The organism is Acidobacteriota bacterium, assembly GCA_009691245.1.
Classification (GTDB): domain Bacteria; phylum Acidobacteriota; class Terriglobia; order 2-12-FULL-54-10; family 2-12-FULL-54-10; genus SHUM01.
This window is the reverse complement of the sequence record SHUM01000001.1, coordinates 134837-157472: the sequence shown is the minus strand read 5'-3', so window position 1 is coordinate 157472 and position 22636 is coordinate 134837. Positions and strand designations below refer to the sequence as shown.

Annotated in this window: 23 protein-coding genes and 1 tRNA gene; 10 read left to right on the top strand and 14 right to left on the bottom strand. The window is 60.7% G+C overall.

Annotated elements, in window-relative coordinates; genetic code table 11:
- Positions 1-379 precede the first annotated feature (379 nt).
- From EXQ56_00700 to EXQ56_00665, 8 genes are all read left to right on the top strand, one after another.
- Positions 380-637 (top strand): hypothetical protein, encoded by a 258-nt coding sequence (locus tag EXQ56_00700; GenBank protein MSO18978.1) that lies wholly within the window; start codon positions 380-382, stop codon positions 635-637.
- A gap of 308 nt (positions 638-945) precedes the next feature.
- A complete protein-coding gene (locus EXQ56_00695; protein ID MSO18977.1) occupies positions 946-2307 on the top strand; it encodes a 3-deoxy-D-manno-octulosonic acid transferase in 1362 nt (453 codons plus the stop codon).
- The gene (lpxK, locus tag EXQ56_00690) at positions 2304-3410 is read left to right on the top strand and encodes a tetraacyldisaccharide 4'-kinase (protein MSO18976.1); all 1107 of its coding nucleotides are present in this window, start codon (positions 2304-2306) and stop codon (positions 3408-3410) included. Before EXQ56_00695 ends, lpxK begins: the two co-directional genes overlap by 4 nt.
- Positions 3411-3414: 4 nt before the next feature.
- A complete protein-coding gene (waaF, locus tag EXQ56_00685) occupies positions 3415-4509 on the top strand; it encodes a lipopolysaccharide heptosyltransferase II (GenBank protein MSO18975.1) in 1095 nt (364 codons plus the stop codon).
- 71 nt (positions 4510-4580) lie between these two features.
- On the top strand, positions 4581-5195 hold the full coding sequence (locus EXQ56_00680) for an HAD family hydrolase (GenBank protein ID MSO18974.1): 615 nt from the start codon (positions 4581-4583) through the stop codon (positions 5193-5195).
- A complete protein-coding gene (locus EXQ56_00675; protein MSO18973.1) occupies positions 5174-6442 on the top strand; it encodes a glycosyltransferase family 9 protein in 1269 nt (422 codons plus the stop codon). The genes EXQ56_00680 and EXQ56_00675 overlap by 22 nt, the downstream gene beginning before the upstream one ends.
- Positions 6418-7194, top strand: coding sequence for an isoprenylcysteine carboxylmethyltransferase family protein (locus EXQ56_00670; protein MSO18972.1), 777 nt, complete (start codon positions 6418-6420; stop codon positions 7192-7194). Before EXQ56_00675 ends, EXQ56_00670 begins: the two co-directional genes overlap by 25 nt.
- An 11-nt stretch (positions 7195-7205) precedes the next feature.
- Positions 7206-8048 (top strand): DUF3108 domain-containing protein, encoded by an 843-nt coding sequence (locus tag EXQ56_00665; protein ID MSO18971.1) that lies wholly within the window; start codon positions 7206-7208, stop codon positions 8046-8048.
- A gap of 19 nt (positions 8049-8067) precedes the next feature.
- Here the strand turns inward: EXQ56_00665 and EXQ56_00660 are convergent, their stop codons facing one another.
- Genes EXQ56_00660 through EXQ56_00650 form a run of 3 tightly spaced genes read right to left on the bottom strand, consistent with a single transcriptional unit; the run spans position 8068 to position 11597 of the window.
- Complete coding sequence (locus EXQ56_00660) at positions 8068-8940, bottom strand: ABC transporter permease (GenBank protein ID MSO18970.1); 873 nt, start codon at positions 8938-8940, stop codon at positions 8068-8070.
- A 39-nt stretch (positions 8941-8979) separates the two neighbouring features.
- Positions 8980-9897 (bottom strand): ABC transporter permease subunit, encoded by a 918-nt coding sequence (locus EXQ56_00655; GenBank protein MSO18969.1) that lies wholly within the window; start codon positions 9895-9897, stop codon positions 8980-8982.
- The gene (locus EXQ56_00650) at positions 9894-11597 is read right to left on the bottom strand and encodes a peptide ABC transporter substrate-binding protein (protein ID MSO18968.1); all 1704 of its coding nucleotides are present in this window, start codon (positions 11595-11597) and stop codon (positions 9894-9896) included. The genes EXQ56_00655 and EXQ56_00650 overlap by 4 nt, the downstream gene beginning before the upstream one ends.
- A 212-nt stretch (positions 11598-11809) precedes the next feature.
- Between EXQ56_00650 and smpB the strand changes: the two genes are divergently transcribed.
- Entirely contained in the window at positions 11810-12334 is a 525-nt protein-coding gene (gene smpB / locus EXQ56_00645) for an SsrA-binding protein SmpB (GenBank protein MSO18967.1), read from the top strand.
- A 61-nt stretch (positions 12335-12395) separates the two neighbouring features.
- The gene (locus EXQ56_00640; GenBank protein MSO18966.1) at positions 12396-13541 is read left to right on the top strand and encodes a hypothetical protein; all 1146 of its coding nucleotides are present in this window, start codon (positions 12396-12398) and stop codon (positions 13539-13541) included.
- A gap of 38 nt (positions 13542-13579) precedes the next feature.
- Here the strand turns inward: EXQ56_00640 and EXQ56_00635 are convergent, their stop codons facing one another.
- From EXQ56_00635 to EXQ56_00585, 11 genes are all read right to left on the bottom strand, one after another.
- Positions 13580-14923: a hypothetical protein gene (locus tag EXQ56_00635; protein MSO18965.1), complete on the bottom strand. Its 1344-nt coding sequence runs from the start codon at positions 14921-14923 to the stop codon at positions 13580-13582.
- Positions 14924-15065: 142 nt separating this feature from the next.
- Positions 15066-15377, bottom strand: coding sequence for a tetratricopeptide repeat protein (locus EXQ56_00630; GenBank protein ID MSO18964.1), 312 nt, complete (start codon positions 15375-15377; stop codon positions 15066-15068).
- Positions 15378-15520: 143 nt separating this feature from the next.
- Complete coding sequence (locus EXQ56_00625; protein MSO18963.1) at positions 15521-15916, bottom strand: DUF488 family protein; 396 nt, start codon at positions 15914-15916, stop codon at positions 15521-15523.
- 194 nt (positions 15917-16110) lie between these two features.
- The gene (locus EXQ56_00620) at positions 16111-17196 is read right to left on the bottom strand and encodes a MoxR family ATPase (protein ID MSO18962.1); all 1086 of its coding nucleotides are present in this window, start codon (positions 17194-17196) and stop codon (positions 16111-16113) included.
- 108 nt (positions 17197-17304) lie between these two features.
- A tRNA-Val gene (locus EXQ56_00615) sits at positions 17305-17380 on the bottom strand.
- A gap of 529 nt (positions 17381-17909) precedes the next feature.
- A complete protein-coding gene (locus EXQ56_00610; protein ID MSO18961.1) occupies positions 17910-18359 on the bottom strand; it encodes a 50S ribosomal protein L9 in 450 nt (149 codons plus the stop codon).
- A 241-nt stretch (positions 18360-18600) separates the two neighbouring features.
- Positions 18601-18957, bottom strand: a complete 357-nt coding sequence (gene rpsR, locus EXQ56_00605; protein ID MSO18960.1) for a 30S ribosomal protein S18 — start codon at positions 18955-18957, stop codon at positions 18601-18603.
- A 110-nt stretch (positions 18958-19067) separates the two neighbouring features.
- Positions 19068-19526: a 30S ribosomal protein S6 gene (rpsF, locus tag EXQ56_00600; GenBank protein MSO18959.1), complete on the bottom strand. Its 459-nt coding sequence runs from the start codon at positions 19524-19526 to the stop codon at positions 19068-19070.
- Between the two features lie 84 nt (positions 19527-19610).
- Entirely contained in the window at positions 19611-20198 is a 588-nt protein-coding gene (locus EXQ56_00595; GenBank protein ID MSO18958.1) for an aminoacyl-tRNA hydrolase, read from the bottom strand.
- 108 nt (positions 20199-20306) lie between these two features.
- On the bottom strand, positions 20307-21035 hold the full coding sequence (locus EXQ56_00590) for a 50S ribosomal protein L25 (GenBank protein ID MSO18957.1): 729 nt from the start codon (positions 21033-21035) through the stop codon (positions 20307-20309).
- A gap of 52 nt (positions 21036-21087) precedes the next feature.
- On the bottom strand, positions 21088-22050 hold the full coding sequence (locus EXQ56_00585) for a ribose-phosphate pyrophosphokinase (GenBank protein ID MSO18956.1): 963 nt from the start codon (positions 22048-22050) through the stop codon (positions 21088-21090).
- Between the last annotated feature and the right edge of the window lie 586 nt (positions 22051-22636).

Genomic DNA, 22636 nt, shown 5'->3' with positions numbered 1-22636 from the left:
TCATCTCCGCCGCGCTGCAATTTTTCTGCTCCTTCTGCGAAGGGTACTCCAATTATACACATCGCAGGGACGGCGCTGCCACGGCGCACTCCAGGCGCACTCACAGCGACATTTTCAAGCACAACTCCCCTGGGCTCCCGATGGGTCCACCAAATGAACCCGGTCTTTTCTCCGAAACTTTCCCTGCTACGGACGGGTTCAATCCGGCGTATCTTATTCACGATCACCCGGCTGAGGGCGGCCAGTATCTCCGCCCGGTCCGGGAATAACCACGGCCCGGTTTGCGGAATTAACGCCGCTGCCCGCTGGCCGAGGAAAATGGAGGACGAGGAACATGAAGCGAATCACATTTTGCATGGCTGCCGCTCTGCTGGCCGTCATGCCCGCGGTTACACCCATCACGGCACAGGCGCAGACCAAGACGCCAGTGGCCCGGGAACGACAGGAGAACCAGAAAGACCGCATCAAAGAGGGAATCAAGGATGACGACCTCACTCGCCGCGAGGCCGACAAGCTCAAGGCCAAGGCCGATGGCAAGGTTACCGCGGCGGAGCGCGCCAAGATTCAGCGCGAACAGAACCAGGCCAGCCACAATATCGCCAAACAGAAGAACGACAAGCAGGAACGCAAGCGCTAGTCGATTTCTTTTTTTCTTAACCGAGCCGCGACCGGAAGGGAGTGGTCATCTCCGACGATTGTAAATTGCCGTCGGAGGCGACCCTCCCTTCCGGTCGCGGTTCGATTCGCATCGCTGAGGACATCTTCCGTACAACGACCCCAACTTTCCCTCCCCCTTCCCCCAAGAAAGAAATTGCCTGCAATAGCGTTGATGTGATGAAGTACCAATCTGTAGACATTGAGGGGAAAATTAAGGGAGATCGTTCCACGCCGCGATCCGCCGCGATCCTTTGTTGGACGGCTGACTGATTCCGGCGCAGACAAGGCATGTACTTCATCTATCAATTGATCCTGCTGCTGGCGAGTCCGTTGTTCGCTGTGTGGATGCTCGTTCGCGTACTCGCCGGTCGCATGCCGGGGATCGGCCAGCGGCTGGGATTCTTCCCGAAACCGCCCCGCCCCAAAACCGGTCCGCGCCTCTGGCTCCATGCAGTATCGTTGGGTGAGGTGAAGGTGGCCACCGGGCTGGCGGCCGAATTGCGCGAGCGCGTGGCAGACCTGCCTAACCTGTCTAACCTGGAAGTCATCTTCACCACATCCACCAAGACCGGCCAACAGGAAGCGTTGCGCGCCGCTGGCCCACGTGATGTGGTGTTGTTTCCTCCGCTCGACTTTGCCTGGGTCTGCCGGCGCTTCCTGAAGTACATCCAAGCAGACGCGCTGCTCATCGTGGAAACGGAGTTGTGGCCAAACCTTTTCAGGCAGGCACGCCGCGCCTGCCTGCCGCTGCGGATCGTCAATGGCCGCATCTCGGACCGCTCCTGGCCGCGCTACCGCTCGACGCTCTGGTTCTGGCGCAACGTGCTCGACAATGTGGATCACGTATACGCATCCGGTCAGGCCGATGCCGAGCGATTTCTGGCATTAGTGGTTTCCCTGGAGAAGCTGACAACGGCCGAAAACCTAAAGTTCCGTATTCATCGCGGACGGACCCAGTCAGGAGAGTTTGTACGGAAAGCAGCAGCACAGTTGTTGGGTTCGCCTGAAACGAAAGTCCTGGTTGCGGGTAGCACGATGCCCGGTGAGGAACTACTGCTCATCGATGCCTATCGCGTTTTGCGTCAGGAGTTCCCTGATTTGTGGCTGATACTTGCGCCACGCCATCCTGAACGATTCGGCGAAGTGGCCGCCCTGCTGGCGAACGCGAGGATACCCGTTACTCGCCGAAGTGCGTGGCAGGCCGATCAGTCTATCCAGATGACCGGCGCACTATTGCTCGATACCATCGGCGAGCTGGCGTCCGTCTATCAGCTTGCCACGGTCGCCTTTGTTGGCGGGACGTTAGTAAACGCCGGCGGCCACAACATTCTTGAGCCGGCCATGTTTGGCAAGCCCATCGTCATTGGACCGTCGATGGAAAACTTCAGCGAGATCGCGGATCGCTTTCTCCGTGACGCGACCCAACTTCAAATTCCGCTGGCAACGGAGGTTGCCGTCGGCGGCATCATCCAGATACGCGATGCCGGATCACTAGCCCCTGTAATCCGCTACTTGCTGGCCTCACCCATTGCAGCGGAGCTAATCGGCAACCTCGCACGACAGGTGCTTGAACGGAGCCAGGAAAGTTATTCTAGTGTGCTGGAAGATATTGTTTCGCTATTGGGGAAAACCCACTCGAAGGCCAAATGACTGACGCTGCAACACAAAACGAGAGTGTTTTCTGGCGCATGGTCAGTGCCCTATGGTTTTTGGCGGCATCGGTTCGCGCCTGGGCCTACCGTAGCGGACTGCGGCGGCAGCAGCGCCTGCGCGCGCCGGTGATCAGCGTCGGGAACATTACCTTCGGCGGCACAGGCAAAACGCCGTTCACCATCTGGCTGGCGGAAAAACTGCATGAGCGCGGCTACCGTGTCGCCATTCTTACACGCGGGTATCGTCGCCAATCCAAGGGTGTACGCACCTATCCGCCGGGCAGCCAGCGCGCAAGCTCTGTTACGAGTCCTTCCAGTTCGCACGATGGAGATGAAGTTCAGTTATACCTCCGCCATCTGCCTCACGCGGCGGTTGGAATCGCGGTGCAGCGCTATGCGGCAGGCAGCTTGCTGGAGAAGCAGTCACGCGTCGATGTCCACTTGCTTGATGACGGCTTCCAGCATCTCCCGCTGGCGCGCGTCTGCGACCTCGTCCTGATCGACGCAACCAATCCGTGGGGCGCGCGCGACGGCCTGCCACGCGCCCTTCGCGAGCCTGTGTCCGCGCTCCGCCGCGCACACATTCTGCTGCTGACGCGCTGTGAACAGGTGGGAGACACGACGCTTGACTCCCTGGAATTCCAGCTACGCGCGCTCCGCGGCGATGCCGCCATTTTTCGCTCGGAAACCCGCCTGGCCGGATTTCGCAACAGCCTGGAAACGCCGCTCACGCCGGTTGATTCATTCGCCGGCAGGCAGGCCGTAGCGGTGTGCGGCGTGGGCAACCCGGAGAGTTTCTTCGCTCTCCTGCGCGCCGCGGGCATAACTCTCGCGGCCACCCGCGTATTCCCCGATCATCATCACTACAACGATCAGGACGTGGACCAGATCAATGACCTGCTGCGCTCGCACTCGGCCGACTACCTGATTACCACGGAGAAGGATGTAGTGAATCTGCCGCACCCGGCACGCTTTGCCGATAACTTTATTGTCCCGGCCTATTGGGCGGAGATTGCGCTAGCCATCCCTGAAGAAGAGATGTTGGTGAACCTGCTGGCGCAAAATATTGGCCCGCTAGCCGGCGGTTCCGGGCGACACTAACTGCATGGCACTCGGAAAGACACTGCGGCCCGGCGACCTCGCGCGAAGCAGCATCATGGTGCGCGTGCCGAACTGGGTCGGTGACGCGGTGATGTCCCTTCCCGCACTGCGCGCCTTGCGCGCAGCCCTGCCCGAAGCTCGCATCACTTTGCTCGCCCGGCCCTGGGTGCGGGATGTATATCCGCTGGACGAGTTGCGCTTCCGGTTAATCGACTACGACACGCAATCCACCCATCGCGGCGTTCGCGGGCGTCTGGCCATCGCAAAGCTGTTGCGTCGAGAACAGTTTGACCTGGCTCTGCTGTTCCAAAATGCCTTTGACGCGACGCTGGTCGCTTGGCTGGGACGCATCCCCCTGCGGGCAGGATACGCCCGCGACGCGCGTCGCTTGCTGCTCACTCACCCGGTCGAGCCGCCCACTCGCGGTGAGACGCCGGCGCATGAAGCTCACTACTACCTCGAACTGCTGAAGCGGCTTCAGCTCATTGCCGAATACGCCGAAGCGAAGGAGATCGCCTTGCGTCCCGCTTCATTCGTCGCGTCGGGCCGCGCGCGGTTGCTGGGAAAACTGGGCGAGCTGGGCGTGAATCCTTCCACCCTTTCGTCGGATGTCCCGCTGATCGGTATCAGCCCCGGCGCGTCGTTCGGCACCGCCAAACGCTGGCCCGCCGAGCGCTTCGCCACGCTGGCGCGATCGCTGCACGAGGATCTTGGCGCGCAATGCGTTCTATTTGGATCATCCCAGGAAGCGCCGCTCGCCGATGAAGTCGTATCGTCATCAATGGCTCCGGTGATCTCGCTGGCAGGCAAAACATCGCTGACCGAATTCATGGAACTGGTCTCCGGCTGCGACGCGTACCTCACCAACGACACCGGAACCATGCACGTCGCCGCCGCGCTGGGCGTGCCCACCATCGCCATCTTTGGGCCCACCAATGAGCAGGAGACCGCGCCGCTTGGGCCCCGCGTCGAGATGGTCGTCGGCGTCGCGCATTGCCGCCCCTGCAAACTCCGCCACTGCCCCATCGACCATCGCTGCATGACCTCCATCACGCCTGACGCGGTGCTGGAGCGGATTCGCGGCGTATTGCAACGATAGACTGGTGGCACAATTGAGTTTGAGGACGGGACTTTCCGTAAGGATTTGGCCCTAAGGATTTGACAGCCGCGATGAGCAGCAGCAACGACAATCCAAAGACGACTGCCGCCACCAGCACGCGCGTGCGGCGCGCCGTGTTCTTTGACCGCGACGGCACGCTGAACGTCGAGGTCGGACATATGATTCGCCTCAACCATTTCGAAATGTATCCATTCGCCAGCCGCGCCGTGAAGCAGGTGAACGATGCGGGGCTCCTAGCCATCGTCATCACCAACCAGTCCGGCGTGGCGCGCGGCTTCTTCCCCGAGCAGCACGTCCACACCGCCAACGCACAGCTCGTCCGGCATATTGAGGATGCTGGCGCGCGCATCGACCGCATCTATTACTGCCCGCATCATCCGGAAGGCCCGGTCGAAAAATTCATGATGACGTGCCATTGCCGCAAGCCCGCGCCGGGGATGCTGGAGCAAGCCGCAGCGGAGTTTGGCATTCAACTCAATCAATCGTTCGTGGTGGGCGACCGCTTCGTGGATATCGAAGCAGCGCATCGCGTGGGCGCTTCCAGCGTGCTGGTGCTGACCGGCGCGGGCGGAGAGGAATTGGCCGCCTATCCAAATGTCCGCCAACCGCATCACGTGGCGGGCAACGCCGAGGAGGCCGTCGCGTGGATTCTCGCACACTTATAAACGACGCCTCTATAAACGAAACCTCCGCGCATGTGAGTAAGCTGCCACTGCGAATTCTGCTGGTGCGCTTCGGCGCGATGGGAGACATCATCCACGCGCTGCCCGCCGCAGCAGCGTTGCGCCTGGCGTATCCGCACGCGCGCCTCGACTGGCTCGTCGAGACGCGCTGGCGCGCGCTGCTCGAATCGGGCCGCGATGGAACATCCCGGCCTGCCGTGGACGGGGAGGGAGCGGTTTCCACACGAGCACCGCAGCCTGAATCAAACGACCGCTCCCTCCCGGTCGCGGCTCCCTTGGACCACGTCATCTCGCTCGACACCTTCGCCCTGCGCAGGAATTTTTCTTCCATGGATTCCTGGAGCACACTCTGCGCGCTCGTCAAACAATTGCGAAACGCGCGCTACGACATGGCCGTGGATCTGCAAGGCGCGATCAAGTCCGCGCTGGCCTGCAAACTAAGCGGCGCGGCGCGTGTCTTTGGCTTCGCCCGCAACGGGGGCTTCGCGCAGCCGTGGTTGCGCGAGCAGGCCGCGAGCTTCTTCTACACACGCGATGTGGAGAGCGGTGCCCGCCACATCGTGGACGCCAATCTCGATCTGGCCGAAGCCGTCATCGCTTCCAGCCATCGCACTCAAGCGGTTCAGCCCGGACGACCAGAAAGCAACGCCTTCGACGCGCCGCCGCGCCGCGTGGTATTCCCGTTGCCGCTCGGGGACACGGACCTCCTGCCGCCGGAGATTTCCACCTCCGGATTCGCGGTGATGAATCCCGGAGCGGGCTGGCGCAGCAAGCAGTGGTCCGCCGCATCGTTTGCCGCGGTGTGCGATGCGCTCATTTCTCAACGGGACATCCCCACCGTGCTGAACTGCGGGCCGGGCGAGCGAGAGTTATCCGAACAAGTGCAGGCTGCCTGCGCAACTGCGCGGCCCATTATTTTTCGCGGTGAGATTCCCGCGCTGATCGCGCTGCTGCGCCGCGCCCGGCTGATGATCGGCCCCGATACCGGGCCGCTGCATCTGGCCGCCGCGCTCGGAGTACCCACGGTGGGACTTTATGGCCCTACTGATCCGGCGCGCAACGGCCCTTACGGCATGAGCGTGCACTGCCTGCGCGTGGCGGAGGCGCGCACTTCGTATAAGCACGGCGAGCCGCCCGATGGGTCCATGGACGCGATCACTCCGGCGATGGTGCTGGCGGCAATTCAGGAGTTGGACGATGCCAGTTGCACCGTGCAACCTCGTCCGTGATATTCCCGTCCTACCTGATGACTTTGGCCCGCTGCCGATTTCAGTTGGAGATTGTCCGCTGGATTATGCAGAATCGTGGAGTACGTGATTTCCAGCCAGTCCAGGTCAGTCCAGTGCAGGCCAGTCCAGTGCACCATCCATGTTCAGCCGAGCGAGAGATTCAACTGGAGATTCATGTTCAGAGTTGCAACGCCGTGAACTATTCGCAGTGGGTATCCCGAATTCGCGTGCCGGCAGGCTTTGTAATTGCGGCGCTATATCTGTTTGCCGCCGAGCCGCAGCCGCTGACTCTGCTGCTGGGATGCGCAGTGGCGCTTCTGGGACTGGCGTTGCGCGCCGCCGCGGCGGGAGTGATTGAAAAGAACGCGCGGCTGGCCGTCAGCGGGCCTTACGCGCATACGCGCAATCCGTTGTATCTGGGTTCGGCCACCGCCGCGCTGGGATTTTCGCTGGCCGCGGGCAAGTGGTGGCTGCTGGTGCTTCTGGTGGGATTCTTCGCCGCCGTTTACGTGCCGGTGATGCGCAAGGAAGCGGGCCGCATGCGAGAGTTGTTCGGAAAGGAATACGCGGAGTATTCAGAAAAAGTCCCGCTGCTGATTCCGCGCCTGACACCCTGGCGGCCAGCGGGTACGGCCTCCGTTTCGTTTGATTGGCAGCGCTACCGGAACAATCACGAGTACCGCGCCGCAACAGCGTTCGTCCTGATTATCCTGTTTCTGATCGCCAAATTGTTCTGGCTGGAACACCGTTAGAGAAATTTCCAATGACAGAAAAAATACTTCCATCAAAATATTTCCGGCGGTCGGGTCGCCCTCGCCTGGCGCTGCCGATTACTCTGCTGACACTTGCAGTCATGCTGGCTGGGCGCTCGGTGATCGCGCAGGACCAGCGCCTGCCGTTCACCGCCGGCGAGAAGCTACGCTACAACGTGAGCTGGCGGCTGCTGCCGGCCGGACACGCCGAGATCGTGCTATCGCAGGATCGTTCCGGACAAGGTTCTCCCGGTCGCTGGCGCGTGGTGGGCAAGGCGCAGAGCGTTGGTTATGTCTCCAACATCTACAAGGTCGACGATGAGTATCAGTCCAGCTTCCGCAATCCACCGCTGTGCTCCAACGGGATGCATAAGGTGATTCATGAAGGCGGACGGCACCGCGACGTAAAGCTCGACTTTGACGCGCAGCGTCGCGTCGCGCGCGTTGAGGAGAAAAACTTGCAGAGTGGCTCCAACGGCGCAGTCGTGCGCAGCGAGCAGTTCCCCACTCCGGCCTGCGTCCATGACATTCTTTCCGCGCTGTACTTCGTCCGCACGCGTCCGCTGACCGTGGGGCAGTTCATTGACGTGCCCATCAATGACGGGTCGAAGACCATCAACTTGCGCGTGGAAGTTCAGGCGGAGGAAGACATCAAGACCGAGCTGGGCGTGATGCGCGCGGTGCGTGTGGAGCCTGCGGTGTTCGACGGAAAACTCTTCACCGGCAAAGGGCGCATGCATGTTTGGTTCAGCAAGGACGCCCAGCGCGTGCCCATCCAGTTGCGCGCCCAGATCGGCGTGGGCACCATCACCGCCACCATCGCCGCCATCGAGCGCGAGGACGCCGCGCGGTAATCGCGACAGAGCCGCGCAGTCACGAGCGTGGATCAAGCGCTTCGCGCAGACCGTCTCCCAGGAAATTCAGTGAGAACAGCACCGCCGCCAGGATCGCCGCTGGAAAAAAGGCCAGCCACGGAAACAGCGACATCACTCCCGCGCCGTCGCTGATCAGAGTACCCCAACTGGCGCGCGGCGGCTGCACGCCCAGCCCCAGAAAACTCAGAAAGGCCTCCTGCAATATCACCGTGGGCACAGTCAGCGTGCCGTAGACCACAATCGGGCCGGCCATGTTCGGCAGCAGATGACGAAAGATGATTCCCGGCGTGCGCGTGCCGAACAGGCGCGCGGCCTGCACGAACTCCGCGTTGCGCAGCGATAGAACCTGGCCGCGCACGATGCGGGCCATGGTCAGCCACTGCACCAGCCCCAGTGCGACAAATAACATCAGGATGCTGTTTGAGAAAAACACCAGCAGAATGATCACCAGAAACAGATAGGGCAGCGAGTAGAGCAGGTCAACGACCCTCATCATCAGCTCATCCACACGGCCGCCCTTGTAGCCCGCGATGGCCCCGTAGAGCACGCCCACAATCAAACTGACCAGCGTGCCGACGATGCCCACGGCCAGCGAGATGCGTCCGCCGTGCAGCGTGCGGCTGTACAGATCGCGGCCCAGCACATCGGTTCCAAACCAGTGCGCGGCGCTGGGCGCGGTAGCGGCCAGCTTCAGATCGATGGCGTCGTAGGGATAGGGCGCGATCCACGGCGCCAGCAGCGACGCCGCGCTGACGAGTAAGATCACTGCCGCGCAAGACGCCATTAACGGGCGGCGAATCACGCGCCGCAGCGAGGTGCTGAGGGTCGGCGCGGGAAGTGAGTCAACGGGCGTGGTGGCTAGTGTCGCCATTGCTGATTCACTCTTTCTCACTCTAATCGCTGTCACGCCTTACGAATACTCGATGCGCGGGTCCAAAAACTTATAGGCCACGTCCACCACCAGATTGGCGGCAATCAAGAGGCCAGCGTAAAACACCACCGTGCCCAGCACCGTAGTGTAATCGCGGCTGAAGGCGCTCTCGACGAAATAGCGGCCCAGGCCGGGGATGGCGAAAACTTTCTCGACCACAATCGAACCCGTTACCAAGTCAGCCAGCGCGGGGCCGAGGAACGAAACGACCGGCATCAGCGTGGAATTGCGCGCGTGTTTCCACAGGATGCGAAATTCGCTGACGCCTTTGGCTCGCGCCGTGCGAATGTAGTCCTGCTTGAGCACGTCGATCAACTCACTGCGCGTGAGCCGCGCGATATAAACCGAATACGGCAGGCCCAGGGTTACGCCGGGCAGGATCATCTGATCCCACGAACCCCACAGCGCCGGCGGCAGCCAGTAAAGCGTCAACGAAAACACGAAGACAAGCAGCGGCCCCATGACGAAGGTGGGCACGGAGACGCCGAAAAGAATGAGCCCCATCGTCAGATGATCCGCCGCGCGGCCCTGCTTGACGGCAGCGAGCACGCCGGCGGGCAAGCCCAGCAGCAGCGCGAAGCACAGCGCGGCGAGGCCTAATTGGAGGCTAACGGGAAACGCGGTGGCGATGATCTCATTCACGGTGCGGTCAGGATATTTGTACGACGGCCCCAGATCGAAGTGCGCTAGATTATAGAGATATTTCCCGTACTGAACCAGCAGCGGCTGGTTCAGTCCGTACTTGGCCTGGAGGCTGGCCTGAATCGCCGGCGGGATAGCGCGCTCGGAGACGAACGGCCCGCCCGGCGCGAAACGCATGATGAAGAACGTGGTGGAAGCCACCAGAAACATTACCGGAATGGAGATCAGGCAGCGGCGCAGGATGAATTTAATCACCGGCGGCCTCGACGGGCTTCGGCAGGAGTTTCGTTGCGGGACTGCTCAATAGGCCCGCTCGGCGAGTTGGCGCGCCAATTGTGGTCAATCCAATATTCGTCGATGGTCAACTCTTCCGTCGGGCTATGGCGAAAGCCGCGCACGTAGGGCTTCACCAGATTGTTGCTGACGTCGCTGAAGATGGGCAGCACCGGCATCTCCCGCAGCAGCAAGGCTTCGCTCTGTTGCAGGATATTGAAGCGCCGCAGCGGGTTCAGCTCGATGCGTGCCGCCGCCATCATTTGGTCATAGTCTTTGTTGACCCAGCCGGTGTTGTTGTTGCCGTTGGTGCTTTCGAGCAGATCGTTGAAATTGCTGGGGTCGGGATAATCGGTGATCCAGCCGCGGCGGGCCACATCGAAATTCAGCTCATTCGCGGACTTCAGATACGAGGCCCATTCCTCATTGCGCAGCGCTACCTGGATGTTGAGATTCTGCATCCACATCTGCTGAATGGCCTCGGCGACTTTGCGATGGCGATCGTTGGAGTTGAACAGAATGGTGATCTCGCGGAAGCCCTGGCCGCCGGGGAAACCCGCTTCGGCCAGCAGGCGGCGAGCCTGCTCGGGATCAAATTCCGGGCCGGGCGGTGATTGATAACCGGGAAAACCGATGGGAACAAAGTTGGCGCCGGGTGTTTCGCCGCCGCGCAGCAGTTCATCGGTGATGGCCTTGCGATTGATCGCCATGGACAGCGCGCGCCGCACACGCGGGTCATTGAGCGGCGGGCGCGTAACATTCACCAAATAAAAATAGTTCGCCAGGAATGGAGTGGACTGAATGTCGCGGAAGCGCCCGCGCATCTCCGGCACAAACTCGCTGGGAAAATAGCGCGAAGGAACAAAGTCCAGCACGCCGGCCTTGTACAGGTTGGCCGTGGTGTAGTTGTCGTCAATCGAGTAGGCGGTAACGCGCTCCAGTTTCACGTTGGCGGCATTCCAATAGCGGGGGTTCTTCACAAACTCAAACTTGGCCTGCGCCCGGTGCTCCACCAGCCAGAATGGGCCATTGCCTGCGACGTTAGGCGGCTCGCTCCACTTGGACCCGTGCTTCTCCACCAGGTGCTGTGGAATGGGGAGCAGCGTATAGAAGGCGGTTAGTTGCAGGAAGAACGGCACGGGATTCGCAAGGCGCACCTCGAGCGTGTAATCATCGAGCGCCCGCACTCCCACCTGCGCCGCGTCGCCGATCTTTCCCTCGTTGTAAGCCTGCCCATTTACCAGATGGTACAGATGGCTGGCATAGCGCGAGGCAGTTTCTGGATTCAGGATGCGCGTCCAGGAAAACACAAAATCATGCGCCGTAACCGGCTCGCCATCAGCCCACTGCGCGGCGCGGCGGAGGTGAAAAGTGTAGAGGAGTTGATCGGGCGAAATCTCCCAGCTCTCCGCGGCGGCGGGCTTCACGCGCAGCGACGGCTGCTCCAGATTGGTAAGCCCCTCAAACGTCAGACGAGCCACGCGGCCGTCGGGCTGGCCGGTCATCAGATTGGGATCAAGATACTCGGGCTCGGCTCCGTTGCTGAAACGGAAGACATTGCCCACGGGCGGCTCGACGGTCCCGAAATATTCAGTCTCCTGCTTCTGGCAACCCGCCAGAGAAATGGCCAGCAGCAAGCCGAAAGGGAAAACTATGCCGAGCCCTCGTGTCGCACGAACCATGCTACCTCCCCGGGCTTTTCCGCGGCTCACGCCGCATGCTCACGACGACCGCGACCCGGAATCGCTGAGAACACTCTACAACCTTCCGCCCGGCAATCCAAGCGGATCAGCAGTGCGCCGCGGCCGTCAGCCAACAGACGATGTGTTATCATCGCTGAGACAGTCGGCAATTCCTGCTAGGCCACCCGATTAGCACCCCGATTGGCATTGCAATGTCTCCTAAGATTCCACAGCCTACGGCGCACGACCGCTCGAAACCGAAGCCACAACCGAAGGCGGAGGTCCAGCAAATTCTGGCGCAGAACCGCGTCGCCGAGCATCTCTATTTTTTGCTGGAGCGCTTCGAGGCCGGCATGGAATTAACCGGTACCGAGGTGAAGGCCATCCGCACCGGCAAGGCCAATCTGAAGGACGGATTCGGGCAGGTGAAGGCGGGCGAGGTCTGGCTGATGAACGTCCATGTCAGCCCCTATGAGTATGGCAACCGCGATAATCACGAGGCCACCCGCAAGCGCAAACTGCTGCTGCACAAGCAGGAGATACGCAAGCTCATCGGCAAGACCGTCGAGAAGGGCCTCACCCTGATTCCGACCAAGATGTATCTGAAAGGCGGGCGCATCAAGTGCGAGATCGCCATCGCCAAGGGCAAGAAACTCTGGGACCGCCGCGAGACCATTAAGCGCAAGGAAGCCGATCGCGAAGCGCGCCAGGAAATGAAGCAACGCAATCGGAGATGAAGCGAGATCGCGCGCAGCGGATTACAATGGAAATAAGAACCAATGAGAAGGGATCCCGGAGATGAAGATCATCGTGGTAGGTTACGGGCGTGTGGGCACGCAGGTGGTCAAGCTATTCGCCAGTCAGGGGCACTCGGTGGTGGTGATTGACAAAAGCCGCGCCGCGCTGGAGCGCGCGCAGTACGGCAACAATGTTACATTCCTGACCGGCGATTCCGTCGATCCAGATATCCTCGGCCGTGCGGGCGCGGAAAATGCCGACGCGGTGGTCGCGCTCACGCGCGACGAGAACACCAATCTGATGGTCACGCAGATCGCCAAGATGAACTTCAAGGTGCCGAAGGTCGTCGCCATGGTCTATGACCCGTCGCGCGACCACAGCTTCAAGGCCGCCGGTATCACCACGCTGAAGATCGCCGAGGAGGGCGCCGAGTTGCTGGCCTCGCAGATGGGCGTCTTCGCGCCGCCCGCCGTGGTCCAGGCCTGGGGCGATTCGCTGGAAGAGCTGCCGCCCTCCAAGCCGCTGCGCCAGTTGCGCGCCAAGGGTCCTTACTACGCGATCATCATGGGCGGCGGGCGCGTCGGCTATTTCCTGGGGCGCACGCTGCTCGAAGAAGGTCACGAGATCTGCATGCTCGAAAATAATCCCGAGACGTTCACGCTGGTCTCCACCCAGCTCGAATGTCCCATTCTGCAAGGCGACGGATCGAGCTATCACATACTGGAAAAAGCCGGCGCCGCTCGTGCCGATCTGTTCATCGCGGTTACCAACCACGACCAGGACAACTTGATCGGCTGCGAGGTGGCCAAACGCGAGTTCGGCGTCCCCAAGACCATCTCGCGCGTGAAGAACCCCAAGAACGAGTGGATCATGCAGCAGCTCGGCGTCGACGTAACCGTCAGCTCAACCGCCATCATCAGCAACCTGATCGAGAGCGAGCTGCCCATCCACAAAATTCGCACGCTTTTGAACCTACGCGTGGGCGGCCTCGAGATCATGGAGTACGCGCTGGACGCCACATCGCCCGCCGTCGGCCATCAATTGAAAGAACTGACCATGCCGCCCAACTGCAGCATCGTCACCATCCTGCGCGGCAACACCGCCGTAGTCCCGCGCGGCGACACGGCGTTTGAGTCCGGCGACATGGTCCTGACCCTGACCGACATGGCCGACGAACCCGCCCTGCGCAAGCTGTTATTGGGCTAGAGGCGACTTCAGATTCAGATAAACAACGGCGCGAGCTGCTAACGCCACTCAATAGGGAAGAGCTTGCCCGCCTCTTCCGCACTCATCTCCACTCCCGCCAGCGACGCCGCGCGCGCCAGCACGGGATCGTGACTCTTGGCCAAATCTTCGGCGCCCGGCAACAGGAGTTCGTCGGGAGCCACGCCGCGCTTCTCCAAACTTTCCCCATCGCCCATGATGACGTCCGCGTTGGTAATGCTGGCGCCGTAAAAAAATACGGTGTCCGTGCCTAACTGGAACGGGTGGTATCTGGACTGCATCACCGCGCCCGCCGATTGATCCCCCAACACCGTCCCGCGGTTCTGCAATTGCGTGAATCGTGAAAACACTTCCGAGGCCGATCCCGATGCGCTGTCAACCAGCATGATCAACTTTCCTTTGAATATATCGTCGCCCCGCGTCTTGGTCTCCTGAGGATCCATTTTCTTCCGGCCCTTCAGATCAGCAATCTTTGTATCTTGCTCCACAAAGAAACCGGCGAGCCGCTCCAGTGTACTGACTGCGCCACCGCCATTGCTGCGCATGTCAATGATCAGAGCCTTGAACTTGCGCGCCCGATCCATGTACCGGTCCACTTCCTGCGCGTTCAGATCAAACTGCGGCATCTTCCAGATCAGCAATTCTTCCTTCACCTCGTGAAAGCGATGCCGATGGATGCGCGACTTACTTTCCGAGTCGCGGATCAGCTTCCAGATATCATCTGAACGAAGGTCGAACACGCGCTTGCCCTGAGTCGTCTTCGCCGCTACATCCAATTCGCGCTGTTGCCCATCCGGGCTTTGTAATTCCAGGTGAACCACAGGCACGGGGCGCACCGAGTAATATGCGTAATGTATCTGCCACATCAACTCACGAGTAGGAGCAAATCCATCAAGAGTTACAACCTGATCGCCAACTTTCATCCCCTTTAATTCGGCATCACTGCCTGGCTTTACCGCGATGATGAAACACTGATCCCCGATCGCCTGCATCTGCCATCCGTATTCAATTTCGTTGGCTCGCTCGGGCGGAACAAAGAATGTGTGGGAGTCATCCATTTCAATCAGCGCCTGTGCGATGATGCCGAAAACCTGCCCCGTGGATGCGGCGGCGTCAATCTTCGCTTCTGCCTTCTTAAAATGCTCATCCAGCGCGGCCCCGCGAATCGACGGATCGTAATAGTTCTTCTCCAGCTCACCCTGCAGCACCTTCAAAACGACTTTGCCGTGCCCCTTGGAAAAATTGGCAAATCCCTGCGCATAGGAAGAAACCGGGTGCACGGCGAACAAATAGAACACGGCCAGAATTGCTCCTGCAACCATTTTTCTATTGCGACGGCAAGTGACTCCCCTGGTCATCGGCATTCTGCCTCCTTCACTGGACACACAGTTAGGGTTATCTCAAGTGACTCATTTGTGACTCCACCTGACACGATACATACCACGCTATGCGCAGACTTATATAAGCGGAATTCACATAACTATATTCGGCCTCATAGTACTCCAATCAATTTAACTCCGCCAGCAATGCTTCGATCTCGCCGCGCGCGTGGCTATCGCCGGCGCGGATGCTGGCTTCGATGCCCTGCTCGAGCACGGTGCGCGCCTGCGCCGTCTCATTCATCTTCTGCAACACGCGCCCGGCCTGATAGTACGCGGCAACGTAGTTGGGACTGGCCGCCATCAGCGTGCGGAAATTCTCGATCGCCTCGGCGTGCGCGCCCTGCGTCGCATACTCCATCGCCAGGCCGTAGCGCGCCAGCACGTTCCCCGGACTCTGCGCCACAATCCCCGCCAACTGTTCCAGCCTGCTCGCCATGTTTCTCCATTCCTCCAAACCCAATTCCTCTTAGTGATGGTCATTCCGAGCGCAGCAGTTTGTCCTGAGCGAAGCCGAAGGGCGAGGAATCTGCTTTGGCGCTTTCCTACATGAGAGCATCAGAATCCACGATCCGGCAATGATTACTTGCGCGCCACCTTAGCCCGCGCCTTGGTCTTTGCCAGATATTCGGCCAGCGCCACAGCGTTGTTGCACTCCGTCTCGGAAGCCCCAAACAACAAAGTAACACGCCCACGCTTGGCCGCTCCGCGCAGGTCGATCAATGCCTCGCAAACTTCTTCGGAATCACTTCCGGCTTCATTCAACTCCGCGAAGTAACGCCGCTTGAACTCAGCCCACTTCCCGCGATCATGCGCGAACCACTTGCGAAGCTCATCCGACGGCGCCAGCGCCGACACCCACTCATCCAGCGCCGCCTTCTCCTTGGCCACCCCGCGCGGCCACAGCCGATCCACCAACACCCGGTGGCCATCATCGCGCCCCGGCGCTTCGTAAATTCGCTTGACTAGAATCGGCAATTCACACCTCTATACAATCCACACAATCGCTTCGTGTTTCCGTAATGACGATTCCGCATCCACGCGGAGCCGCGGCAGCGGCGACAAGAAAGTAGCCCACGGCGCGAGCCGTGGGTTCACGGGACATTTAGAACAATCCTTCCTTATTGACCAGCCCCGGCAGGGGCGACAGAACGCTCGGTCAACGCAAAAAATTACAGTGGGACTTCGGTCGAGTCCAGGATTTCGCGGACCAATGACTCGGCCTGGTCGGATTTTTTCTGTGCTGACACGTAGCGCGGGCTGATCACGATGCGGTGCGAGAAGACCGGGATGGCCAGGCGCTTGAAGTCGTCCGGGATGCAGTAGGCGCGGCCTTCCAGCAGTGCCAGCGACTGCGCGGCGCGAAACAGCGCTTGCGAGCCGCGCGGCGAGACGCCCAGCGCGATGTGCTCGTGCTCGCGGGTACGTGCCACCATCTTCAGCGCGTAGTCGAGCAGAGTGTCTTCCACGGCAACTTGGCGCGCGGCATTCTGCCATTCGTGAATCTGCGCGGCGTCCGCGATCGGCCCCTTCAGGCCGGAGAGCATGGTGCCGCCTGCGCCACCTGCGCCATTTGACCCGCCCGCGCCGCCCGGCGAACCATTCGCCCCGTTGCGCGAATCATTCCGCACTTGGGTGGCGCGCAGAATCTCGCGCTCGCCCTGCGCCGTGGGATAGCCCATGCGGATACGCATCACGAAGCGGTCGAGCTGCGACTCCGGCAGCGGATACGTGCCGTGATGCTCGACGGGATTCTGCGTGGCGATCACCATGAACGGATCAGGCAGCGGATAGGTCTGATTATCCACCGTAACCTGGCGCTCGTTCATGGCCTCCAGCAGCGCGCTCTGCGTCTTTGGCGTGGTGCGGTTGATCTCATCGGCCAGCAGGATGTTGGTGAAGACCGGGCCGGGCTTGAACTCGAACGACGCCTTCGCCTGGTTGTAGATGGAGACGCCCACAACGTCGCTGGGCAGCAGGTCGGAAGTGAACTGCACGCGATGGAATTGGCAGGCGATGGAATTGGCCAGCGCGTGCGCCATGGTGGTCTTGCCCACGCCGGGCACGTCTTCAATCAGCAGGTGGCCCTCGGAGAGCAGCGCCACCAGGGCCATGTGTACAGCTTCGCCATTGCCGCGGATCACCACGCCCAGTGCCCGCTCCAGCTCCAGCAAATGTTGGTGGATCGACGTCGCGGCGCCGCCCGATATAGGGGAAGAAGTGTGAACGATGGATGGACCGGCGGCGGCTCTGGTCATGATCCTGTGCGGCTCCCTGCCCGGCGATCAACTACCAATCAACTGCCGATCAACTACCTGGTTTCGATATCCCCATGTTGCCGTCGCCTCCAGCCCGCGCGACGATCATGGTGGGCGATACAGGACTCGAACCTGTGACTTCCACCGTGTGAAGGTGGCACTCTACCAACTGAGTTAATCGCCCGAAAAATCAGCCATCAAATCATTTTAGCGAAGCGCGCGGCGAATGCCAAGGTCGCGTGCAAAAAAGCGCGGTAGAGGAGTGCGCAAGCAGGCACACCCGGTTGTGCGGCTTTAGTTGCACGGCTTTAGTCGCGCTACGGTGTTGCGCGTCACAGAGCCGCGCGCGTCAGCGAGCGGACACGGTTGTCGGTCCAGCACGGTCCTGGAACTCACACGCGTGTGCCATATTTGTTGCTCGTGAAACCGACCATCGTGCCTGCGCCAGTGGGTCCGCTTGCTGCCGCGCGCGGCTCGGTGCCGGCTCCTGCCCATACACGGGAAGGTTTACGCTGGCGACGCCGCTGAGCAAGGGCAGCATCACTATTCACCAGTAGATTTGCAGAAGTGGATTAGCAGACACGGCACGATTTTCCGCCGTGGCATAACCGAGTCGCAATAAAAAATCCTGCGCCGCATCGTAAGACGTGGCGCAGGATTTAATTTGCGACTGAATTCGTTAAACGGCGGAGCCGATGGATCAACGGCAGGGCCTAGGCGGCTTCTCCAGCCACGATCACGGCAATCTGCACGGTTACTTCCTTGTGCAGTTTCACCGGGACCTGGAAATCGCCGAGCTGCTTGATCGGCTCTTCCAGATGGATCTTGCGGCGATCCAGCTTGTACCCCTTCTGGTTCAGGGCCTCGGCGATGTCGATGGAAGTTACCGAGCCAAACAGCACGCCGGCCTCGCCTGCCTTGCGCGTGAACGACAGCGAGACCTGGCCCAGAATGGCGGCCAGCGCCTCCATCTCGGCCTTGTCCTTGGCGTCGCGCTTCAGTCCGGCGATCTTCTGTTGCGCCACTACTTTCTTGTTGCCTTCGGTAAGCGGCACCGCCATCTTGCGCGGCAGCAGAAAATTGCGGCCGTAGCCGGCCTTCACGCTAACGATGTCGCCGCGCCCGCCGAGATGGGCCACTTCCTCGCGCAAAATCAATTCCATAATCTTCGCCATAGCAAACCTCAAAACCAGGGATTAGGTGTTAGGGAATAGGGGTTGGTTAAACCGCTTACTCCCTTAGTTTGTTTTCCAATGCGAGCCTTGCAGTTTTTCCGGCATCGCCACTCGAACTTTTTCATTATCCATGCGCAGAATCCGCGCCCTCACACTACTGAAGCGAACGAAGGGAGAATGCTCCATCCGGAATTCGGCATTCGGAATCGCGGTTCCCCACTCCCTGCCTTTAGGCCTCAGTGGTGAACGGCAGCAGCGCGATGTTGCGGGCCTGCTTGATTGCGCGCATCAGGCGGCGCTGGTGCGGCGCGCAGACGCCCGAGGTGCGCATGGGCAGAATCTTGCCGCGCTCGGGGACAAACTGTCCGAGCATGCGCGCGTCCTTGTAATCAATATAGTCGATGCGCTCGACGCAGAACTTGCAGACTTTGCGGCGGCGCGAGAATCCGCGGCCACCACCGGGCCGGCCGCCGGGGCGCGGTCCGCCGCTCCCCCCGCCTGGACGAGGTCCGCTGCCACCGGGGCGTGGTCCACCGTAACCCCCGCCGGGTCCTGACGGTCGTGGTGATGTTGGTTGCGATCCCATAGCTAACTCCAGTTCCTATTGGCAATACCAATCAGTTAAATTTCAAATCTCTGGTCGAGGCGCTTTCATCTGCCTCAAAACTTCTTCTGCATCCTTACTTCATGCCCAACTTACGCGCCGGCGACCGGAGCAGCGGGCGCAGGCGGAGCGGCTGGAGGCGGCGGGGCCTGTGGCGCGGATGGCGCAGCAGCAGCCGGAGCAGCATGCGGCGCGGCGGCGCGCGAACGGCGCGAGGGCGGACGCTTGGCGCGAATTGCGGCCAGCTTGGCCGCGCGCTTCATCTCTTCATCCGTGCGCACCGACTGATACTTGATCACCGGCTCGGTCACTTTCAACCGGCGCTCCAGTTCCATAATGGTCGCGGCGTCGCACTCGATGTCCAGCAGCACATAGATGCCTTCGCGGAACCGGCCCACCATGTAAGCCAGACGACGGCGGCCCATGCGATCCGTCTTGCGCACCTTGCCCCCGCCATTCGTCACCACGGCTTCCATCAGCGCGACCAGCTTGTCCGCATCCTCCTCGACCATATCCGGGCGGATGATGAAGATCACTTCATAAGTTCTCATGTTCAGGTTCCTTCTCAACTCTCGTTGCTCGATCAAATTTCCCGCTCGGCAGCTAGCGATGGAATCCTCTGCCTCGTTTGCTTCCTATGCTTCCTCTGCCTCGGTTCGGCGGTTCACGCGATTCATGGCCGTGGCCACGCCCTCGCGAATCATCTCTTCCACGGCCTCGGCAGCCCGGTCGGCGATCACTTCCACTTCCTTGCGCCGCGCCAGCGATACCGGTTTCAGCAGGTACTCTACAGGGTCGCCAAGCCGATAGTCGCTGCCCACTCCCACTCGCAACCTGACAAACTCTTTCGTGCCGATGGAGTCGATAATCGACTCGATTCCATTGTGTCCCGCCGAGCCGCCCTGCAGCCGAATCTGCAAACGGCCCCAAGGCAGGTCCAACTCGTCGTGAATGACGATCAAATCCCCCGGCCCGCACTCTTCAATCTCAAACCACTGACGTACGGACTTGCCGCTCAGGTTCATGAAAGTATGCGGCTCGATCAGCCAAACTTTTATTTCGCCGATCGACGCCGAGCCACACATCGCGTGAGCACGGTGGCGACTCAACTCGACGCCCAGCCGACGGGCCATCTGCTCGACTACCGCGAAGCCCATGTTATGCGGCGAGTGCCGGTACTCCGCACCGGGATTGCCCAGCCCAACCACAAGTTTCACGGCCAGTTTCCCCTAACGCCGCACCGGACTTCAGAACTCCTGAATTTCGCCAGCACGGGGCGCCTCAATAAAAATCGGGGAACAATATTCAGCAGCACCCAGAGCCTTACGGCACTATTTCTTCTTCGTATCCTTCTTGGCGTCTCCAGCCTTGGCGTCTCCGCCCTTAGCCTTGGCGTCGCCACCTTCCGCACCCTCCGCCTCACCCTTGCCCTTCTTGAGGACTTCCGGCTCGACAGCGCCCTCCACGGGAGCCACCACCGCGGCAACCTCTTCAGCGCGCGGCGAAACAATGTGGAAGACCACGGCGTGCGCGTCGTGCAGCAGCTTTACTTTATCGCCCACCAGTTTCTGAATATCGGCGATGCGCAGAGCCTGATTCAGGCCGAGCGAGGTAACGTCCACTGTCAGCTCATCGGGCAGATCGGCGGGCAGGCACTCGATGTTGACCTCGTGCATGACCACTTCAAACACGCCGCCCTGCAACTTCACGCCTTCCGGCAGCCCGGTGTGCAACACGGAGAGCGGAACGTGGATTTTCTGATCCATGCTCACGCGCTTGAAATCAATGTGGGTCAGCGTGGACTTCAGCGGATGCCACTGCTCCTCCACCACCATGGCCAGCGTGCTTTCGCCGCCCTTCACGGTCAATTGGAATAATCGGTTGTGCTTGCGCTGAACTCCCAGCACCGGCACCAGCGAGCGCGACACCACTTGTACCGCTACGCTGCCGCCCTTGCCGCCATAAAGGACTCCGGCAACTTTGCCCGCCTTGCGCACTTTGCGCACATCGTCATAGGTGCCTGTAGTTCTGATCTCTGCTTCAATCGTTACGCGTTCCATGAACCACCTTCTCGTTCTGTCTCAAAATTCTCGCGGCGTTTACTGGGCACCGCTAACTTCCATTATTCACTTGCAGGAACAGGTCGCTCACCGAGGTCTCCTCGTGAATCGACTGCACCGCGCGCGCCAGCAACGGCCCCACGCTCAACATCACAATCCGTCCGCAGGCCTCGGCCTCTTCGCTCAGCGGGATGGTGTTGGTAACCACCACCTGCGTCAATTGCGATCCCACAATGCGCTCCACCGCCGGTCCGCTCAGCACCGCATGCGTGCAGCACGCATAGACCGCCTTGGCCCCGTGGTCCAGAATCGCCTGGGAAGTCTTCACCAGCGTTCCGGCCGTGTCGATCATGTCGTCCACCACCAGCGCGGTGCGGCCTTCCACATCGCCGATCACGTTCATCACTTCGCTGACGTTGGCGTCCGGGCGCCGCTTATCGACAATGGCCAGCGCTGCGCGCATGTTCTTGGCCAAAAACCGCGCCCGCTCCACGCCACCCGCGTCGGGCGAAACCACGGTCAGGTCGGGCAGGTTCAGCTTGCGAAAATACTCGACCAGCACCGGCACTGCCAGCAGATTATCCACCGGCAAATTAAAATAGCCCTGAATCTGCGGCGCGTGCAAGTCCATGGTCAGCACGCGATGCGCGCCGGCGGCCTCCAGCAAATCGGCCACCAGCTTCGCCGAGATGGGCACGCGCGGACGGTCCTTGCGATCCTGCCGCGAGTAACCGTAATAGGGCACCACCGCCGTGATGCGCCGCGCCGACGCGCGCTTCAGCGCATCAATCATCAACAGCAGCTCCATCAAGCTGCGATTCACCGGCTGGCAGGTGGGCTGCACCACGAAGACATCCATGCCGCGCACGTTCTCGTCAATCTGGACGCGCACCTCGCCGTCGGAGAAGCGCGAAATCTTGCACTGCCCCTCGGGCAGTTGCAGCACATGACAAATCTCCCGCGCCAGCGCCGGGTTGGAGTTGCCGAAGAATATCTTGATGCGCTCTCGGTCCATATTTAACAGAACGCCGTCAACCTGCCTTACACCGTCGTCATCCCACTTTTTACGGTGGTCATCCCACCTTATACGGTCGTCATCCCGAGCGCAGCGAGGGACCTGCTTTCCCACAGTCCAGCGCTATCGCCGCCGCGCGGCCCGCGAAAACCCGCGCAGATAGCAATTCCGACAGGCCCGCCACAGGCCGCAAAATCCCTGCCGAATCTGCCTCGTATCTTCCAAGTATCAGTCAGAAGAGGAATCGCCAACGGCGCCTGCCCCGCCCGCGCTAGTCCAACATCGCGGGCCGGTCTGCACAGACCAGTCAGCCAACGGGAGCGGACAACTCCGAATTGTATATTCTATGGGTGATAGCGGAGAAAAGCAAGCGCGAACGGGGGAAACGGAGTGGGCAATAGGGAGTAGGCGGTTCGATCCGAGCCGCGACAGTTATGGAGCGCCCACCGATTAGATGGACACCCTGATGCGAGGATGTCCGAAAATCTCAGTTCTTAAGCGTTTGTTTACGTCAAGCGCGGTGGTGTTTACGAAGATGGTGGCCACTCCATAACTGTCGCGGCTCGGATCGAACCCCACTCCCTTT

Excerpts from the sequence above, each read along its gene's own strand:
- EXQ56_00700 (MSO18978.1), top strand. The coding sequence starts at position 380 with ATGCCCGCGGTTACACCCATCACGGCACAGGCGCAGACCAAGACGCCA.
- EXQ56_00695 (MSO18977.1), top strand. The coding sequence starts at position 946 with ATGTACTTCATCTATCAATTGATCCTGCTGCTGGCGAGTCCGTTGTTC.
- lpxK (MSO18976.1), top strand. The coding sequence starts at position 2,304 with ATGACTGACGCTGCAACACAAAACGAGAGTGTTTTCTGGCGCATGGTC.
- waaF (MSO18975.1), top strand. The coding sequence starts at position 3,415 with ATGGCACTCGGAAAGACACTGCGGCCCGGCGACCTCGCGCGAAGCAGC.
- EXQ56_00680 (MSO18974.1), top strand. The coding sequence starts at position 4,581 with ATGAGCAGCAGCAACGACAATCCAAAGACGACTGCCGCCACCAGCACG.
- EXQ56_00665 (MSO18971.1), top strand. The coding sequence starts at position 7,206 with ATGACAGAAAAAATACTTCCATCAAAATATTTCCGGCGGTCGGGTCGC.
- EXQ56_00660 (MSO18970.1), bottom strand. The coding sequence starts at position 8,940 with ATGGCGACACTAGCCACCACGCCCGTTGACTCACTTCCCGCGCCGACC.
- EXQ56_00650 (MSO18968.1), bottom strand. The coding sequence starts at position 11,597 with ATGGTTCGTGCGACACGAGGGCTCGGCATAGTTTTCCCTTTCGGCTTG.
- smpB (MSO18967.1), top strand. The coding sequence starts at position 11,810 with ATGTCTCCTAAGATTCCACAGCCTACGGCGCACGACCGCTCGAAACCG.
- EXQ56_00640 (MSO18966.1), top strand. The coding sequence starts at position 12,396 with ATGAAGATCATCGTGGTAGGTTACGGGCGTGTGGGCACGCAGGTGGTC.
- EXQ56_00635 (MSO18965.1), bottom strand. The coding sequence starts at position 14,923 with ATGCCGATGACCAGGGGAGTCACTTGCCGTCGCAATAGAAAAATGGTT.
- EXQ56_00630 (MSO18964.1), bottom strand. The coding sequence starts at position 15,377 with ATGGCGAGCAGGCTGGAACAGTTGGCGGGGATTGTGGCGCAGAGTCCG.
- EXQ56_00620 (MSO18962.1), bottom strand. The coding sequence starts at position 17,196 with ATGACCAGAGCCGCCGCCGGTCCATCCATCGTTCACACTTCTTCCCCT.
- EXQ56_00610 (MSO18961.1), bottom strand. The coding sequence starts at position 18,359 with ATGGAATTGATTTTGCGCGAGGAAGTGGCCCATCTCGGCGGGCGCGGC.
- rpsR (MSO18960.1), bottom strand. The coding sequence starts at position 18,957 with ATGGGATCGCAACCAACATCACCACGACCGTCAGGACCCGGCGGGGGT.
- rpsF (MSO18959.1), bottom strand. The coding sequence starts at position 19,526 with ATGAGAACTTATGAAGTGATCTTCATCATCCGCCCGGATATGGTCGAG.
- EXQ56_00590 (MSO18957.1), bottom strand. The coding sequence starts at position 21,035 with ATGGAACGCGTAACGATTGAAGCAGAGATCAGAACTACAGGCACCTAT.
- EXQ56_00585 (MSO18956.1), bottom strand. The coding sequence starts at position 22,050 with ATGGACCGAGAGCGCATCAAGATATTCTTCGGCAACTCCAACCCGGCG.